General features: G+C 68.8%; 14 protein-coding genes. 5 read left to right on the plus strand and 9 right to left on the minus strand.

What is annotated here, in order from left to right; genetic code table 11:
- The first annotated feature begins 42 nt into the window (after positions 1–42).
- The gene (locus RAB71_RS12740; RefSeq protein WP_010344272.1) at positions 43–552 is read left to right on the plus strand and encodes an SHOCT domain-containing protein; all 510 of its coding nucleotides are present in this window, start codon (positions 43–45) and stop codon (positions 550–552) included.
- A gap of 41 nt (positions 553–593) precedes the next feature.
- Here the strand turns inward: RAB71_RS12740 and RAB71_RS12745 are convergent, their stop codons facing one another.
- Genes RAB71_RS12745 through RAB71_RS12755 form a run of 3 tightly spaced genes read right to left on the minus strand, consistent with a single transcriptional unit; the run spans position 594 to position 4,315 of the window.
- Positions 594–1,397, minus strand: a complete 804-nt coding sequence (locus RAB71_RS12745) for an SDR family NAD(P)-dependent oxidoreductase (RefSeq protein WP_010344273.1) — start codon at positions 1,395–1,397, stop codon at positions 594–596.
- A gap of 39 nt (positions 1,398–1,436) precedes the next feature.
- Positions 1,437–2,960: a GMC family oxidoreductase gene (locus RAB71_RS12750; protein ID WP_010344274.1), complete on the minus strand. Its 1,524-nt coding sequence runs from the start codon at positions 2,958–2,960 to the stop codon at positions 1,437–1,439.
- Positions 2,957–4,315 carry an alpha/beta hydrolase gene (locus tag RAB71_RS12755; RefSeq protein ID WP_029562287.1) on the minus strand — a complete coding sequence of 453 codons (1,359 nt, stop codon included), beginning with the start codon at positions 4,313–4,315 and terminating at the stop codon, positions 2,957–2,959. The genes RAB71_RS12750 and RAB71_RS12755 overlap by 4 nt, the downstream gene beginning before the upstream one ends.
- Positions 4,316–4,537: 222 nt before the next feature.
- Here RAB71_RS12755 and RAB71_RS12760 point away from each other — a divergent pair, with 222 nt between their 5' ends.
- From RAB71_RS12760 to RAB71_RS12775, 4 genes are all read left to right on the plus strand, one after another.
- A complete protein-coding gene (locus RAB71_RS12760) occupies positions 4,538–6,391 on the plus strand; it encodes a glycoside hydrolase family 15 protein (protein ID WP_010344276.1) in 1,854 nt (617 codons plus the stop codon).
- Positions 6,388–7,281: an SDR family oxidoreductase gene (locus RAB71_RS12765; protein WP_010344277.1), complete on the plus strand. Its 894-nt coding sequence runs from the start codon at positions 6,388–6,390 to the stop codon at positions 7,279–7,281. The genes RAB71_RS12760 and RAB71_RS12765 overlap by 4 nt, the downstream gene beginning before the upstream one ends.
- A 429-nt stretch (positions 7,282–7,710) precedes the next feature.
- Positions 7,711–7,878, plus strand: a complete 168-nt coding sequence (locus RAB71_RS12770; protein ID WP_167397476.1) for a hypothetical protein — start codon at positions 7,711–7,713, stop codon at positions 7,876–7,878.
- Between the two features lie 513 nt (positions 7,879–8,391).
- On the plus strand, positions 8,392–9,384 hold the full coding sequence (locus RAB71_RS12775; protein ID WP_010344279.1) for a GGDEF domain-containing protein: 993 nt from the start codon (positions 8,392–8,394) through the stop codon (positions 9,382–9,384).
- A gap of 380 nt (positions 9,385–9,764) precedes the next feature.
- Here the strand turns inward: RAB71_RS12775 and RAB71_RS12780 are convergent, their stop codons facing one another.
- The 6 genes from RAB71_RS12780 to RAB71_RS12805 all read right to left on the minus strand — a co-directional run bounded on the left by RAB71_RS12780 (position 9,765) and on the right by RAB71_RS12805 (position 17,490).
- A complete protein-coding gene (locus RAB71_RS12780; protein WP_010344280.1) occupies positions 9,765–11,225 on the minus strand; it encodes an efflux transporter outer membrane subunit in 1,461 nt (486 codons plus the stop codon).
- Positions 11,219–11,953 carry an SDR family oxidoreductase gene (locus RAB71_RS12785; RefSeq protein WP_010344281.1) on the minus strand — a complete coding sequence of 245 codons (735 nt, stop codon included), beginning with the start codon at positions 11,951–11,953 and terminating at the stop codon, positions 11,219–11,221. Before RAB71_RS12785 ends, RAB71_RS12780 begins: the two co-directional genes overlap by 7 nt.
- Positions 11,954–11,984: 31 nt before the next feature.
- Positions 11,985–15,155: an efflux RND transporter permease subunit gene (locus RAB71_RS12790; RefSeq protein WP_010344282.1), complete on the minus strand. Its 3,171-nt coding sequence runs from the start codon at positions 15,153–15,155 to the stop codon at positions 11,985–11,987.
- A gap of 135 nt (positions 15,156–15,290) precedes the next feature.
- Complete coding sequence (locus RAB71_RS12795; protein ID WP_010344283.1) at positions 15,291–16,499, minus strand: efflux RND transporter periplasmic adaptor subunit; 1,209 nt, start codon at positions 16,497–16,499, stop codon at positions 15,291–15,293.
- Positions 16,496–17,269 carry an SDR family oxidoreductase gene (locus RAB71_RS12800; protein ID WP_208625095.1) on the minus strand — a complete coding sequence of 258 codons (774 nt, stop codon included), beginning with the start codon at positions 17,267–17,269 and terminating at the stop codon, positions 16,496–16,498. The genes RAB71_RS12795 and RAB71_RS12800 overlap by 4 nt, the downstream gene beginning before the upstream one ends.
- On the minus strand, positions 17,266–17,490 hold the full coding sequence (locus tag RAB71_RS12805) for a hypothetical protein (protein ID WP_081482012.1): 225 nt from the start codon (positions 17,488–17,490) through the stop codon (positions 17,266–17,268). Before RAB71_RS12805 ends, RAB71_RS12800 begins: the two co-directional genes overlap by 4 nt.
- Positions 17,491–17,607 lie beyond the last annotated feature (117 nt).

Below are 17,607 nucleotides of genomic sequence, written 5' to 3' on the forward strand. Positions count from 1 at the left end.
GCAGGATTACCAGGCGCCGCGATCACTCGCTGAGGAAGGCCCATGAAACGCATTCTTTTCGTGTCCATGCTATGGATGGCGCTGGCCGGCACCGCGCAGGCCGGTGAACCAGAGTTTGCGCAGGTGTCACCCGGCGTGTGGATGGTGACGGTCAAGAACCATGCCGGCATCTTCGCCAGCGCTGCGACGACCAAGCGCAAAGCGCTTCTCGCCGCCAACGCGTTCGCCGCCGCCAAGAACATGCAGGCGGTACCGGTGGCAATGGAAACGGTGGACGCAGGCGGACCGGGCCAGTGGCCATACGTCGAGTATCAGTTTCGTCTAGTTTCGCAAGGTTCCGATGAGACCGTCGGGTTGCAGCCACGAGCCGACATGCAAATCGAGGTGAACGCGAGCGCGACATCGCCGGCCGCAACCGGCGACGCGCCACGCGCTCTCGGCGCGCAGCCCGATCTTTACGCCGAACTGCTGAAGCTGGACGACCTACGGAAGAAAGGCCTGCTCACCGATGCCGAGTTCCAGGCGCAGAAGGCAAAACTGCTGTCGCGCTAGCCGCGTCGACAGCAGCGTTCACGCAGTGTTCCTCCTCCAACTCACCCGGCGATGGTCTGCACCGATCCCGAATCGACCCGGATCCCGGCGCCATTGATGAAGCTGGCGCGCTCGGAGCACAGAAACGCGACCGCCGCCGCCACCTCTTCCGGCCGGCCGCGCCGCTTCAGCACCATGCCGGGACGCTCTTCGTCCAGGAAAGAAGACACTGCTTCATCGAAGGTCATCCCCTTCTCATTGGCGCGTTTGTGCATCATCGCGTCGGTCATCGGGGTATGAATGAACGCGGGCGACACCGTGTTGACCAGCACGTTGTCGCCGCCGTAGGCCTTGGACAGGCCCTTGGCCAGGCTCAGGATGCCCGCCTTCGACGCGCAGTAGGGCAGTTCGTCCACGTAGGGCTGCACGGCGTCCTCGGACGCGAACAGGACGATCCGCCCCCAGCCATTTCGGCGCATCGCGGGAATAGCTTCGCGGCACATCCGCACCGCGCCCATCAGGTTGATGTCGAGCGTTTCCAGCCAGCCGGCATCGCTCACGTCGAGGAAGTCGCCGGTCGCGCCGGTGACACCGGCCGCATTGACGTAGATGTCCGGATCGCCCAGTCGCGCCCGGACCTGCGCCCAGATCTCCGCGACATCGTTCGCACGCGTCACATCGCCCGCCACGGCGATGACTTCGCCCAGGCCCGACAGCTCGGACAGCGCCTGATCGAGCGTGCCGTCCGCACGGTCGGTGATCGCCACACGGACGCCGGCCTGCAGCAGTTGGCGGGCGGTCTCCTTGCCCATGCCCGAGTCGGCGCCGCTGATCAGGGCAATCCGCTGGTTGATTCCAAGGTCCATGTCGTTTTTCCTCGTTGGGTAAAGGGGGGACGCAATCGCCTAGTGGGCGAGAAACCGCTCGGCCGTGCGCAGGCCGAGTGCCATCTGCGTCAGGGCCGGATTGGCCGCCAAGGCGCTGGGAAAGACGGAGTTGTCGCAGACGTAGAGATTGCCGATGTCGAACGAACGGCCATCCGGATCGACCACGGCCTGCGCGGGATCGCGGCCCATGCGGCAGGTGCCGAGCGTGTGCGCCGAGCGCGCGGCGGCAAAGATGTCCTCGGCACCGGCCGCCTCCCAGATCGCCTGCAGCGTGCGCCTGGCGTGGGCATCGATCGCCTGTTCGTTGGGACCGTAGCTGAAGTCGACCCGAGCCTTGCGCAGACCGAAGGCATCGCACTCGTCGGCCAGCGTCAGGCGATTGGCGTCTTGCGGCAGGCATTCGCCATTGATGCCGATACCGGCCAGACGGTTGTAGCGCGTCATGGTCTGCACCAGCGCCGCGCCCCAGCGCCCGGCACCGCGCGCCAGCGTATTGGCCAGGGTCACGGGTTGCACGCCCAGGCTCTGGATCAGATAGCCGCCGGCAAAATCGGCCTGCGCGGGGCGTAGCATGTCCTCGCTCATCAGCGAGGAGGGGTAGCCGCGGTTCATGCGCATGTCCATGTCGAACGTGCCCCAGACCTGGGTCGCGATATGCGCCATGAAATTGCGCCCGACCTGTCCACTGGAATTGGCCAGTCCCAGGTTCAGCAGCAAGCGCGGCGTTTCCACGCCGCCGGCGCACAGGAACAAGGCCGCGCAACGCTGGCGTAACTCGCGCTCGCCCTGCCGGTAGACCACGCCGGTGACGGCACCCAGGCCGTTGCGCTCGATGCCGACGACCCGGCACTCGCTGCGCAGGTCCGCACCATGCGCGCGTGCCAGCGGCAGCCAGGTCGTGTCCACGCTGACCTTGGCGCCGTTGCTGCAGCCCTGATGACAGGCACCGCAGTTGTTGCAGGCCACGCGCGTGCCCCAATGCGGCTGCTCGTGCGTGCGGGTGACCAGCGCCGCTGGCGCATCGGCGGCGGTGATGCCGAGGGCACGGCAGCCGCGCTCCATCGCCTCGGCGGGCGCGTTGCGCTGGGCAGGCGGGAACGCATAGCAGCGCTCGCTGTCCCAGGGATAGACCGCCGGCCCGGACACGCCGATGAAGCGTTCGACGCGCTGCAGGTAGGACAGCAGTTCCTGGTGCGGAATCGGCCAGTCTTCGCCCTGGCCGGTCTGCGTGCGCAGCTGCAGATCGCGCGGGTCCGGGCGCGGGCAGAACGCGCCCCAGTGCAGCGTCGATCCGCCGAGCCCCGTCCCGGAGTTGTTCGGACCGAACGCCGTCGGCGTGCGCCCGCCGCTGAGGCGTTCTTCCATCCAGTAGATATCCGTCGCCAGCTCGTCCGCGCGGTGCGCGTGCGGACCGAATGCGGCGCCGGCTTCCAGCACCACCACCGAGACGCCAGCCTGTGCCAGTCGCGCGGCCAGCGGACCGCCGCCGGCGCCGCTGCCGACCACGACCGCATCCACCGCAGCAGCCGATGCGGCAGTCATGGATGCGCCTTGGGCAGCAGTTGCCAGGCCTCGCGCCGATCGGCGGCGGTCTCCTGATAGCCGGGACTGCCCGCACCCAATCCACCCACGGCGAACCCGTCGTAACTCAAGGCCGCCATGGTGGCGGGAAGGCTCGTCCAGACCCGCACCGTCTCGGCGCGCACGTCTTCGAACCAGGCGGCGAGTTGCGCCGCGCTCCATCCGCACTCGCGACAGTCGCCTGCCCCGTGCACGGAGATGGCGTGCAGCCAGTGGTCCTGGTCCTGGGCGGGCAAGGCGGCGAAGCCGCCGGACAATGCGTCCAGCGCATCCAGCCCCGTCGGCCAGGCGAGACGATCGGGCGGCAGGTCGGCGAACCGCCACCCGTCTCCCACCCCGTTGGCGAGATCGACGTCGATGCGGCGTGCGATATCGCCGGCGTCGCCCGCACCATCCAGCACGCGCTCGATCACCGCGGCCAGCGTGCCGGACTGATGCGCGCTCAAGATCCCGTTCGCCGCACGGGACGGCCCGGCATGGCGATGCAGCAGCGTCTTGCGCATCCTCGGGGCGACACGCTCGGCGTTGAGCAATGCCACGAAGTCGTCGGGCAGCCGGCGTGCCGCGGTGCCATCGACATGCGCGGCGATCAGCGCCGCGAGTGCCTGCGGTCGCTCGTAGGGAATCAGGTGCGCTGCCTGCGCCACCACGGTGAGGCGCGCATCGCGGTAATGCGGGAGGTTCCAGCGCCGCTGCGCTGCCTCGTCGAGATCGCCGTCCTCGCTGCCGGCGACAACGAGCGCGGGCACCTCGATGCAGCCGGCGTGCGCCGCGCAATCCTCGCGGCTGCCATGGGTGAGCCAGGCGTTCCATGCGCGCGCACTGCTGCGCAGGACGTCGTCGACGGCACCATCGCGCGGGGGCGTCGGCAACGGCGCCGCGCAGTTGTCATCGATGAACTGCTCGGCCTGCTGCCGCGTGGGGCCGGCACCGTCGAACCACGACAACATGGTCTGCCGCCGGGATTCGTCCATCGGCTCGGGCGCGGGAGGCGATGCGGCCACCAGCACAACGCCGGCCAAGCCGGCGAGTCCGGCCACGCCATCGCGGGCGCGCACGGCGGTCAGCGTGGCGATCTTTCCGCCCATGCTGTGGCCCACCACATACCAGCAATCCGGCCTGTCCCGCGCGACCTCGCCTGCGAACCAATCGACCAGCGCCGTGACATCGGGACGGTCCAACGCCGGCGCATCGCCGAAGCCGGGAATATCCAGTGCAATGCAATCGAAGCGCGCGCCCAGGAGATCGATCACCGAAGACCACTCGCGTCTGCTCGAACCGAGGGCGTGCAGGAAGTACAGGACCGGTGTTGCCATGGCGCACCTCGATGACGGTCACGCACGATGGAACAGCCCTCGTCCACGCCACGTGCAGGCCGACGTAGCCGCGTGCCGTCTTCACCGGGCCTCGGCAGAGGGGCCACTACCGTCGGGCTGCCCTTCCCTTCGCACCTGCCCCCATGCTTGCTCGACACGTCATGCTGGAATCGACGACGCCCCAGCGCGGCCTTGGCACGTGTTGGCGTGGAGCCTGAGCACGTGCCGACGACCGCCCGGCCACGCCGCTCAACCTCCAACGTCGACCGCAGCGAGGGCGTACTGCCGATCGAGCATTACGGCGCACTCGGCGAAGGACGCTCGGTCGCCCTGACCGGGACGGATGGATCGATCGATTGGTGGTGCGCGCCCAACATGGACAGCGCGCCGCTGTTCGACCGGCTGCTGGATGCCGAGCAAGGCGGCTACTTCGTCCTCGCCCCGGACCAGCCATTCCGCACCGAACGGCACTATCGCAAGGACAGCAATGTCCTGGTCACCACCTTCACCACCGCCTCCGGGCAGGCGACGCTGACCGAGTCGCTCAACAGCGGGCATGCGGGCCGACTGCCCTGGTGCGAGCTTGCGCGACGCATCGAATGCCAGCGCGGGAAAGTGCGCTTCCGGCTGGAGCTGAAATTCAGCCTGCGGGCGCAGAACGCCAGCCCCTACTGCGCGGCGATCGGTCCTCACACCGTATTCCATGTCGACCGCCTGCTTGGCGTCATGATCCACGACGACAGGCTGCGCTGCGTGTGGTCGGACCATGGCGTTCGCGGCGACATCACCGTCGCGAAGGGACAACGCGCGACGATCGCCCTGGTCGTCGGCGAGGACGAGCCGCTGGTTGCGCCCACTATCGAGGAGATCGACAGCCGCATCGATCTGACCGACAAGGAATGGCGGGCATGGTCGAAGAACGTGACCTTCCCGCGCGAGGGCCGGGATTTTTTCGTGCGCAGCGCGCTTGCGCTCAAGTTGCTGCTCTACTCGCCCTCCGGCGCCATCGCCGCTGCCGCGACGACGTCGCTGCCCGAACGCATCGGCGGCGACAAGAACTTCGATTATCGCTATGCCTGGGTCCGCGATGCCGGCTACACCATCCAGGCGTTTCTGGCCGCGGGTCTGGAAGCGGAATCGAAGGCCGCGTTCACCTGGCTGATCCGGCAACTGCGCCAGCACGGGCCGAAAGTGGTGTTCACCCTGGATGGCGGACTGGTGCCCGACGTCACCGAACTGGAGGCCGCCGGCTACCGCAACACCGTGCCGGTGGTGCGCGGCAATCTCGCCGGCGGGCAGCACCAGCACGGCATCTACGGCGACATCTTCGAGACCGCCTATTGCTTCGTGAGCCGCGGCAACATCCTGGACGCCTCCAGCGCCGAACTGCTGTCCCGGCTCGCCGACCAATGCGCCGATCGCTGGCGCAAGGCCGATTCGGGGATCTGGGAGTTGCCCGAACTGCAGCACTACACCATGTCCAAGGTCAGCTGCTGGCAGGCGCTGGCCAGGGCCGTCGAACTGGCCGACCAGGGACAACTGCCAACAACGTGTCGCGATCGCTGGGAACGCGAGCGCGACAGGATCAAGGACTGGATCGAAGTCCACTGCTGGTCGGATGCGCAACAGGCCTTCGTGATGTATCCGGGCAGCGACAAGCTGGATGCGTCGGTGGCGCTGGCTGCACGCTTCCGCTTCGACGGCAAGGAACGCCTGCTGGCGACGCTGGATGCGATCGACCGCATGCTGGGTGCCGGCGCGTTCCATTACCGCTACTCCGGCATGGCGCAGGAAGAAGGCTGCTTTGTCGCCTGCTCCTACTGGATCGCCGAAGCCTATGCCCGCCTGGGACAGAAAGCCAAAGCCAAAAAACGGCTGACGCAACTCAACGACGCGCTCGATCGCTGCAATGGCCTGTTGAGCGAGATGGTCGATCCGCACTCCGGCGGATTCCTCGGCAACTTTCCGCAAGGACTGAGCCATCTCGCGCAGATCATGGCGATGTCGAGCATCGAGAACACGAAAACCAACCCGGTAAAACTGCAACCACACGCCAAGAAGAGGAAGACGCGATGAACGATCGACTGAAGATGCAGGACCCGCGCGAACAGTACCCCAAGCCGCCGTTCCCGCCGCAGCCGCAACCGGTGCCGGGCAAGGCCTCGGAGATGGAGCCGGTGCCCGACCACGGCGAGACCAGCTATCGCGGATCGGGCAAGCTGGCGGGCCGCCGGGCGCTGGTGACCGGCGGCGACAGCGGCATCGGCCGCGCCGCGGCGATCGCGTTTGCGCGCGAGGGCGCCGATGTGGCCATCTCCTTCCTTGCCGAGGAAGCGTCGGACGCACAGGAGGTCATCGCCCTCATCGAAGCCGAAGGGCGCAAGGCGATCAGCCTGCCGGGCGACATCACCGATCGGCAGTGGTGCGCGGAATTGGTCGATAAAGCGGTGGCCGGCCTGGGCGGCCTGGACATCCTGGTGATCAACGCGGGGCGGCAGCAATATCGCGAAGCCATCGGCGACGTGAGCGACGAGGATTTCGACAAGACGCTCAAGACCAATCTCTATGCCATGCACTGGATCTGCCGCGCCGCGGTACCGCACCTGCCGCCGGGCGCGGCGGTGATCACCACCGCCTCCATCCAGGCGTACGATCCGTCGGCGATCCTGCTCGACTACGCGACCACCAAGGCCGGCATCGTCGCCTACACCAAGGCGTTGGCGGCGCAGTTGAGCGAAAAGGGCATCCGGGCGAACGTGGTGGCCCCGGGTCCGTTCTGGACCGCACTGCAGTCCTCCGGCGGTCAACCGATGGAGGCGGTCACCCAGTTCGGCTCGAAGACGCACTTCAAGCGCCCGGGCCAGCCGGTCGAGATCGCACCACTGTACGTGCTCCTCGCCAGCCAGGAAGGCAGCTACCTGACCGGCGAAGTGTTCGGCGCGACCGGTGGGGCCGGCGTCGCCTGAGGTCTGGCGAGATCGACACATCCTCTACGCGATGGCGCGCCCAGGCGCGTCATTGCGTGTCTGGCGGGCGGCTTGTCCTCGACGCGCTGGCACAAAACAGCATCGGCAGGCCGTTGGGCCTGCCGATGCGGGAGAAGGTGGTCCAGCCGCGGATGCCTGCATCCTTGAAGCAGCCCCAGGCATCGCCCCGGCCGCACAGCTGGTAGGCGCATCATGCGTGGGGGTGCGTTACGCCGGCGTCCTCGAGGCGTTGCGGAATGATGTCGGCGGCGTCGTGGCCGTGCGACGAGACCGACGCCGTCCTTCCTCGCCGCGATCATGCGCACAGGCGTCGGCAATCGTGACGCCCCGGCAACGCACCGACATGTCCGTCACCGGCGGTCTGTAGGGTGGAATGCCCTTTCCGATCCGAGACTTCGCGCCATGCCCTTGACCCAGGAACAACTGCGCATCCTGCAGGACATCCACGCCACCACACCGGTCAGCGAAGCGGAAGCGAACTGGGCGGTGCGCGAAAATTATGCGGCGCAAGGCGAGGATGGCGATCTCGCGCTCAGCCAGAAAGGGCTGAAGGCCATCGACGGCAGCGAAGCGTAGCCGTCCCTGGCGGGCAGATTGCGCTCATCCCCTCGCTGCTAACGCGACCGGTGCCGGCGTGGCACGCCAGCGCCGAAGCCTGCACCGTCGTGCATGCAATCGACCCCGATGCGACCGCGGCATGCATCCCGGTGCACGCCAGGCTTCGCCCGAACGCTCCATCCGGCGATGCACGGCGCTTCTCACGCGGGAAGAGTTTGGGAAAAAGCACCAGGCGAGCTTGCTTCAGCAACGCTGCTCTGTTCGTCGCGGCCAGACAGCGCCTGCCGCGTGACGCAAGGCCATCGGTACGACGCCACTCCCCGCGCCAACGCGACGCCGTTGCGGCGCCCTTGGTGTGGGTACTGCCGCCTTTCCCGTGTCAGCACGGGATACACACCACAAAAGAAATCCAGGCATGGAACTTGCCTCTGGCATTGCAACACTCTTCCGCCATTCTGACGTCGCCATGTTCGTCGCCCGCCCCGCTTCACCCGCCCGCCATGACCGTGCGCCGTGCCGGAGCGCTTCTCCGTGAGCGCGGGCCTGACTCTGCGCCGGCACTTCCGGCTCGGCATCATCAAGGTCCTGGGCCCGTCCACGGCGGCGGTGCTGCTGCTGTTCGCCGTCTACCAGATGGCGATCGGCGCGCCGGCGACCGCCCTGGCCGGCACCGCGCTGGCCGGATTGGCCGCGCTGGCGACCTGGCTGGCGCTGCATCGCGGCGATGGCCGCATGGATCCGTTGCTGTCGCTGAGCTGGCTGCTGGGCAGCGCCCTGGCCTGCCATGCGCTACGGCATGCCGCGGTGCCATGGCTGTACCTGGTGATGATGAGCAACTTCTTTGCGGTGACGCGCAACGTCGCGCTGGCCTGCAACGCCACCCTGATCGCGGTGCTGCTGGTGGTCACGCCGACCGCGCTCGGCGCCGAGCATTTCTTCTCGATGGTGTCGGTGTCGCTGCTGATCACCGGGCTGGGTTACATGCTGGCGTTGCGGTTGGAAGGCGACCGCGTGCAACTGGAGCAACTGGCATCGCATGATTCGCTGACCGGGCTGCCGAACCGGCGCATGCTCGAGCGAAGCCTGTCGCAGCGGGTGGCCGATCCGCGCCGCGCGACCCGCCGGCATGGGTTGATCGTGCTCGACATCGATCACTTCAAGGAAGTCAACGACCTCTACGGCCATGCCGAGGGCGACCGGGTGCTGGTCGAGCTGGCTGCGCTGCTGCGTGCGCAGGTGCGCGCGCCGGACGAGGTGTTCCGCTTCGGCGGCGAGGAGTTCGTGGTGGTCGCACGGCTGCAGTCGGCGACCGAACTGTCCGCTTTCGCCAGGCGCCTGCACGACGCCGCACGCACCACGTTGCAAGGTCCCAATGGCACGATCACCGTGTCGCTGGGCGCGGCCATGCTCTGCGACGAGGCGCAGTGGCACGACTGGTTCTCGCGCGCCGACACCGCGCTGTACCAGGCCAAGAACAACGGACGCGACCGCTACGTGATCGCCGAGGACGTGGCGCAGGATTGAGCGGCGGGCATCGGCAGCGATCTGCCGCGTGCCCGGCTGGTCTGCGATCCGGTCGCCGCAATCAGGAGGGCTCTAATGGCAGGAAACCCTCTGTGGGCGTCAACTGTCATGCCGCGCGAGGTGGTGAGCGTTCCGATGGCGCAATGCGTCGGGACTGAAGTCCCTCCCACAGTGCACACGGACGGCTCGCCGCAAGCCGTTGGAGTCAACTGTCATGCAACCGCGACGGGCTTCACCGGGAACGCCCGTCGCGGCTGAAGCCGCTCCTACAGGAAGCCCGCACCAGCCTGATGCTGACAAAAAGCAGATGAAGTGAGGTGCCGAGAAGGCCGCGGTGCGTGCAGTCGGCCCGCACCGCGGCCTTTGAGTACCCCGCCCGCTCAGCGCGCCTGCACCGCCGACGCCGCCCCCGCGGTGGTCGCAACGTCCCTGCTGCCGGCATCCGTGCCCGCATCCTGGCCCCAGCCGCCAAGCGCCTTGTATACCCGCACCACGCCGATGTTCACCGCCGCCTCGGCGTCGGCCAGGTCGGCCTCGGCCGTCAGTTGCGTGCGCTGCGCATCGAGCAGGGTCAGGAAATCCTCCGACCCCTCGCGATAGCGGATCTGCGCCAGCGCTTCGGCCCGCTGCGCGGCCTGCGTCTGCTCGGCCACGATCGCCAGCCGCGCCTGTTCGTGGGCGTAGGCGGTCAAGGCGTTCTCGGTGTCCTCCAGCGCGCCGAGCACGGTCTTCTCGTAGTCGGCGGCGGCGCCGTCGGCCTGTGCTTCGCTCGCGCGCAGGCGTGCGCGCACGCTGCCCAGGTCGAACGCCGCCCACTGGATCGACGGGGTCAGCGACCAGGCCTTGCTGCGGCCGTGCAGCAAGGCGCCGGCATCGCCGGACAGGAAGCCGACGAAGCCGGACAGGCTGATCCGCGGGAACAGGTCGGCGGTGGCCACGCCGACCTGCGCGGTCGCCGCTGCCAGGCGGCGTTCGGCGATGCGCACGTCGGGACGCCGGCGCAGCAACTGCGTGGTGTCGCCCAGCGGCAAGGCCCGCGCATAGGCCGGGGTCGGCTGCGGCGCCAGCAACGCGTCGAGCGTGCCCGGCGGCTTGCCCAGCAGCACCGCCAGCCGGTGCCGCGCCTGCGCGGCGTCGACTTCCAGCAACGGGATGTCGGCCTCGATCGCCTTCAGCCGCGCACGGCTGCTCTGCACGTCCAGTTCGCTGCCCGCGCCCAGCCGCCAGCGGGTCTCGGTCAGGCGCTGGGTGTCGCGCAGGTTGTCCAGCGTGGTGCGCGCCAGGGCGATGCGCTTCTGGGTGCCGCGCAGGGCGAAGTAGTTGCGTGCGATCTCCGCGGCCACAGTGACCTGGGCGTCGGCCAGGCCGGCCTGCTCGGCCTCCAGGTTCGCGCGCGCGGCCTCGCTGGCACGGCGCTGGCGCCCGAACAGGTCCAGCTCCCAGCCGGCATCGAAACCGAGCCGGTAGCTCTCGGTGAGCACGCGCGCGCCGCCGGCATCGGCATCCGGGGCCTTGCCGCGGGTGTAGTCGCCGCCGGCGGTGACGTGCGGCGCCTGATCCAGGCGCTGCTCGGCGAAGACCGCGCGCGCCTCGTGCACGCGCGCCAGGGCGATGCGCAGGTCGAGGTTGGCGACCAGTCCGTCGTGCACCAGTTGTTCCAGCACCGGATCGTCGAACTGCGCCCACCAGGACGCGACCGGCGACTCGGTCGCGAACACCGGCGACGCCGTGCCCTGCAGCGTCACCGGCGGCTGCGCCGGTGCATGGTAGTCGGGGCCGACGCTGGCGCAGGCGCTGAGCAGCGCCAGCGCCAGCGCGCCGAGTGCGGGCCGGATCACCATGGCAGCACCTGTCCGACATGGGTGTAGCTGCCGGTGGGGCCGTCCGCGTCGAGCAGCGCCATCATCACGCTGCTGCGCGCACCGTCGGCCACCTCCAGCTCGCCCTCGCCCGCGTTCATGTCGGTCTTCACGTAGCCGGGGTGGATGGTGTTGACCTTGATCGGGGTCTCGCGCAGTTCGTAGGCCAGCTGGATAGTCCAGGCGTTCACCGCGCTCTTGGACACGTTGTACGCCGGCACCTTGAAGTCGTAGATCGGCGAGCCCGGCTGGCTGTGCAGCGTCAGCGAGCCGAGCAGGCTGGAGACGTTGACGATGCGCGCGGCCGGAGCCTCGCGTAGCAGCGGCAGGAACGCCTGGGTGACGGCGATCAGGCCGAATAGGTTGGTGTCGAAGGTCTCGCGCCAGGACTCCAGCGACTGCTGCGACACGCTCAGGCGCAGGTCGTCGCGCAGGATGCCGGCGTTGTTGACCAGGATGTCCAGCCGCCCGTGGCGTGCGCGCACTGTCTCCACCGCGGCGGCGATGCTGGCGGCGTCGGTGACGTCCAGGGTCAGCGGCTCCACCGGCAGGCCTTCGCCCTGCAGTTCCAGCGCCGCGGCGCTGGCACGGGTCGCGTCGCGCCCGGCCAGCAGGGTGTGCACGCCGGCTTCGGCCAGCTGGCGCACGGTGTGCAGGCCGATGCCGCGGGTGGCGCCGGTGACCAGGGCGATCTTGTGTGCTGCGTTCATTGCGAAACTCCTGAGAAGGATGGAGAAGGAATCAGCCGTGCGCCGGCGCGTCGGCGTGGGCCGGCGCATGCGAGACCAGCGGCCGCCCGGCCAGCTTGCGCAGGGCGACATAGAACACGGGGGTAAGGAACAGGCCGAACAGGGTCACGCCCAGCATGCCGGCGAACACGGTGATGCCGGTGGCAGAGCGCACTTCCGCGCCGGCGCCATGCGAGAACACCAGCGGCACCGTGCCGGCGATGAAGGCGATGGACGTCATCACGATCGGGCGCAGGCGCAGGCGGCAGGCCTGCAGCGCCGATTCGACGATGCCCTTGCCCTGCAGCTCCAGTTCGCGGGCGAACTCGACGATCAGGATCGCGTTCTTGCACGCCAGGCCCATCAGCACCACCAGGCCCACCTGCACGAACACGTTGTTGTCGCCGCCGCTCAGCCACACCCCGAACAACGCCGACAGCAGGGTCATCGGCACGATCAGGATCACCGCCAGCGGCAGCGTCCAGCTCTCGTACAGCGCAGCCAGCACCAGGAACGCCAGCAGCACCGCCAGCGGGAACACCACCAGCGCCGCATTGCCCTGGGTCGCCTGCTGGTAGCTCAGGTCGGTCCACTCAATCTCCATGCCATTGGGCAGCACCTGCTTGGCGATCTGGGTGATCTTGGCCATCGCCTCGGCCGAGGACAGCGCACGCGCATCGGCTTCGCCGGCCAGGTCGGCGGCCGGATAGCCGTTGTAGCGCAGCACCGGGTCCGGGCCGTAGGTCTGCTTGATGGTGACCATCGAGCCGATCGGCACCATTTCGCCGTTGGCATTGCGGGTGCGCAAACGGGCGATGTCCTCCACGCTCTCGCGGAACGGTGCATCGGCCTGGGCGATCACCTGCCAGGTGCGGCCGAACTGGTTGAAGTCGTTGACGTAGGTCGAGCCCAGGTAGGTCTGCAAGGTATCGAACAGATCGGTCAGGGCCACGCCCTGGGCCTTGGCCTTGACCCGGTCGACCTCGGCGTCGAGCTGCGGCACGTTGGCCTGATACGTGCCGATCGGGAAGCTCATGCCCGGGGTCTGCGCCACCGCACCCTGCATCGTGCTGACCGCGTTCTGCAGCGCACCGTAGCCGAGGTTGGCACGGTCCTCGATGAACAGCTGGTAGCCGTTGCCGTTGCCCAGGCCGAGGATCGGCGGCGGCATGAAGGCGAACGACATGCCCTCGCCCAGCTGCGAGATGCGCTGGTTGATCTCGGCATTGATCTCCAATGCGCTGCGGTGGCGCTCGGCGAACGGCTTCAGCGGCAGGAACACCACGCCGGTATTGGGCGTATTGGTGAACTGCAGCGCGTTGAGGCCCGGGAACGAGATCGCGTGGGCCACACCATCGGTCTGCATGGCGATGGTGGCGACCTTGCGCAGCATCGCGTCGGTGCGCTCGATCGAGGCGCCTTCCGGCAGCTTCACACCGGCGATCAGGTACATCTTGTCCTGGGTCGGGATGAAGCCGCCCGGCACCGCCTTGAACATCAGCCCGGTGACCAGCAGCAGCACCACGTACACCGCGAACACCGCGCCGCGGCGGCCGAGGATGCGCGACACCGCGCCCTGGTAGCGGTCGGAGCTGCGGTGGAAGAAGCGGTTGAACGGGCGGAACAGCCAGTTGCCGAACAGCCGCTCCATGCCGCGCGACAGGCGGTCCTTGGGCGCGTCGTGGCTTTGCAGCAGGCGCGCAGCCAGCGCCGGCGACAGGGTCAGCGAGTTGATCGCCGAGATCACCGTGGAGATGGCGATGGTCACCGCGAACTGCTTGTAGAACTGCCCGGTCACCCCGGACAGGAACGCCATCGGCACGAACACCGCGCACAGCACCAGCGCGATGGCGATGATCGGCCCGGAGACCTCGCGCATGGCCTGGTGCGCCGCCGCCAGCGGGCTCAGCCCCTCCTCGATGTTGCGCTCCACGTTCTCCACCACCACGATCGCATCGTCGACCACGATGCCGATCGCCAGCACCAGCCCGAACAGGGTCAGCGTGTTGATCGAGAAGCCCAGCAGGTACAGCGCGGCGAAGGTGCCGACCACCGACACCGGCACCGCGATCAGCGGGATGATCGAGGCGCGCCAGGTCTGCAGGAACAGGATCACCACCAGCACCACCAGCAGCACCGCCTCCAGCAGTGTGTGCACCACCGCGCTGATCGAGTCGCGCACGAAGATGGTGGTGTCGTACACCGCCTCGTACTTCACGTCGTCCGGGAACTGCTTGGTCAGCTCGTCCATCTTGGCGATGACCTGGTCGCGGATCTGCAAGGCGTTGGCGCCCGGCGCCTGGAAGATGCCGATGCCGACCGCGTTCTTGCCGTCCAACTGCGCACGCAGGGTGTAGTCGCCGGCGCCCAGTTGCAGGCGGGCGACGTCGGACAGGCGCACGGTCTGGCCGTCGGCACCGACCTTGAGCACGATGTCGCCGAACTCCTGTTCGGTGCGCAGGCGGCCCTGCGCGTTGATCAGGGTCAGGAACTTGCTCTGCGGCATCGGCTCGGCGCCGAGCTGGCCGGCGGACACCTGCACGTTCTGCTCGCGCATGGCCGCGACCACGTCGCTAGCGGTGAGCCCGCGCGCTGCCACCCGTTCCGGGTCCAGCCAGGCGCGCATCGCGTAGTCGCCGCCGCCGAACACCTGCGCATCGCCCACGCCCTGGATCCGCGCCAGCGCGTCCTTGACGTGCAGGCGCGCGTAGTTGCGCAGGTACAGGCTGTCGTACTTGCCCTTGGGCGAGGTCAGGTGCACCACCATCAGGAAGGTGGGCGACTGCTTCTGCGTGGTCACGCCCTGCCGGCGCACGTCCTCGGGCAGGCGCGCCTGCGCCTGTGCGACGCGGTTCTGCACCTTCACCGCGGCATCGTCGGGATCGGTGCCCGGGCGGAAGGTCACGGTCATCTGCAGCACGCCATCGGAGCCGGCGACCGACTTGATGTACATCATGTTCTCGACGCCGTTGATCGCTTCCTCCAGCGGCGTGGCGACAGTCTCGGCGATGACCTTGGGGTTGGCGCCCGGATACACCGTGCGCACCACCACCGAAGGCGGCACCACGTCCGGGTATTCGCCGATGGGCAGCAGCGGGATGGCGATCAGGCCCGCGGCGAAGATGACGATCGACAGCACGGCGGCGAAGATCGGCCGGTCGATGAAGAATCTGGAAAAGTCCATGGGTGGTGGTCCTGGAAACGGTTGAAACGGGGGGCCGGGCGCGGACGCAGGCATGCCGGTGGCGGCGCCGGGCCGTTGCGGGCCCGGCGGGGACGGCCGGCACTGGCCAGCCGGTGCTGCGTCGGCGCCCGCGACTCAGTCGAGGGCGACGGCCTGGCGCGGTGCGGCCGGGGACGTGGTCTGCAGCGCGATCGGCTTGGCCTGCACCGGCATGCCGGGCATGAACACCTTCTGCACGCCGTCGACGATGACCTTGTCGCCGGCGGACAGGCCGCTGCGCACGATGCGCAGGCCCTCGGCGCTGCGGCCGAGTTGCACATCGCGCCGCTGTGCCTTGCCGTCCTTGTCGACCACGTAGACGTACTTGCGGTCCTGGTCGGTGAGCACCGCGCGGTCGTCGATCAGCACCGCGTCGAAGCGGCCGCTTCCGAGCAGCCGCACCCGCGCGAACAGGCCGGGGGTGAAGCGGCGGTCGGCGTTGTCCAGCAGCGCGCGCACGTGGATGGTGCCGGTGCTGCGCACCAGTTGGTTGTCGAGGAAATCGACCTTGCCGGCGTGCGGATAGCCATCCTCGCCGACCAGACCGACCTGCACCGGCAGGCTGCCGTCGCGTTCGCTCGGGCGCTGGCCGTCGCGCGCCATCTGCGCATAGCGCAGGAAGGTGCCTTCGTCGGCATCGAAATACACGTGCACCTTGTCCAGCGACACCAGCGTGGTCAGCACGCTGGCGCTGTCGCCGGCGGTGACCAGGTTGCCGGCGGTGACCATCGCGCGGCCGGCGCGGCCGTCGATCGGCGCGCGCACCTGGGTCCATTCCAGGTTCAGGCGCGCGCTGTCCACCGCCGCCTGCGCGGCCAGCACATCGGCCTGCGCCTGCTCGGCGGCGGCGCGCTTCTGTTCCCAGCTCTCGGTGGAGATGGCCTGCTGCTCGGACAGGGTCTTGGCGCGCGCGGCCTCGCTGGCGCTGAGCTTGGCCTGGGTGCGCGCACGCGCCAGATCGGCCTCGGCGCGCGCCAGCTCGGCGCGGTAGCTGCGCGCGTCGATGGTGAACAGCACCTGGCCCTTCTTCACTTCCTGGCCTTCGACGTAGGCGACCTTGTCGATGTAGCCGGACACGCGCGGGCGCAGGTCGACGTGCTCCACCGCCTCGACGCGGCCGCTGAACTCATCCCACTGGCTGATCTGCTTCTGCAGCGCGGGCGCCACGCCCACGCTCGGCGGCGGCGGCGCGCCCTGTTCGTTGGCCTGGCTGCCGCAGGCGGCCAGCGTGGCGACCAGCAGCGCCACCGCAAGCGGGCGCAGGGCGCCCGGCAGCAGGCGCGACGGCATCGGAATCGGATTCATGGAGAGACCTCGTGGGTGGAGAAGGAAAACGGCAAGGGGGTGAGCAAGGCGCTGCGCGGCTGGGCGAAGTGGCGACGGTCGATCTCGACCAGCGCACGGTCCGGCCGCTGCGGTTCGGCCAGCAGGTGGACCACGGCGCGGCCGACGCCGAGGGTGGTGAACCACTCCGGGCAGTCGTCGATGGCGGCATCGCTGCGGCACACCGGCTCGGACAGCGACAGCAGATGCACATGCACGCCGAGCGGCTTGGCTTCCTCGTGCAGCACCTGGGCGAGCATGCGGATCGCCGACGCCGCCACCGAACTGTCGCCATGCCCCGACCAGGCGCGCAGCGCGCAGGGACTGCCCAGCAACACGTAACGGGCGCCGCGCTCGTGCTGCGCCAGCAGCGGCAGCAGATGCCGGGCGGCAGCCAGGTGCGGCAGCAGGTCGGCATCCAGGCGCTTGCGCAGCGCGCCCAGCGGCCGCTCCAGCAGGCGCCCCGGCCGCAGCGGGCTGCCGAGCGCGGCGACCACCCCGGCCAACGGCCGCGGCCGCTGCGCGACCTCGGCCACCAGGGCCGCGGCGGCCGCATCGGTGGCGACCGAGCCGGACAACACGTCCAGGCCGGGTTCGTCGCGGTGGCGTTCGCGCAGCGCGGCCAGGCGGGTGCGGTCGCGCGCCACCGCCAGCACCGGGCTGCCGGCCTCCAGCAGCGCCTGCACCACGCCCTGCCCGACCGTGCCGCTGCCGCCGAGGACCAGGACCTCGGGGGCCAACGTCCCGCTCACGGGACTTTTCCTCCCGCCGACGGGACAATCGCGATGCGTCCCAGCCGGTCGGTGCCGGACGCGCCCAGGCGCAAACTGCTGCCGCTCTGGCGCCGCGGCGGCGGCGTGAACTCGCGAAACGCTTTCGGATAAAGGGATTGCGCCGTCGCCATGGACGCGGAACGGCGCCGCGGCTGGCGATCGGGGCATGCGAAAAATTGGAACAGGGTGCGCATCGACATGGGCAAAGACCGTCGGTGATGGCGAATGCGGACAAATTAGGCGCCAAAGCCGCACTTGATTAGTCCGAATTAAGGGGAATAATCGTCCCGCTATCGGTCCAATCGTCTCCACCCCAA

Origin of the sequence: Xanthomonas sacchari (genome assembly GCF_040529065.1) — a bacterium.
GTDB lineage: Bacteria > Pseudomonadota > Gammaproteobacteria > Xanthomonadales > Xanthomonadaceae > Xanthomonas_A > Xanthomonas_A sacchari.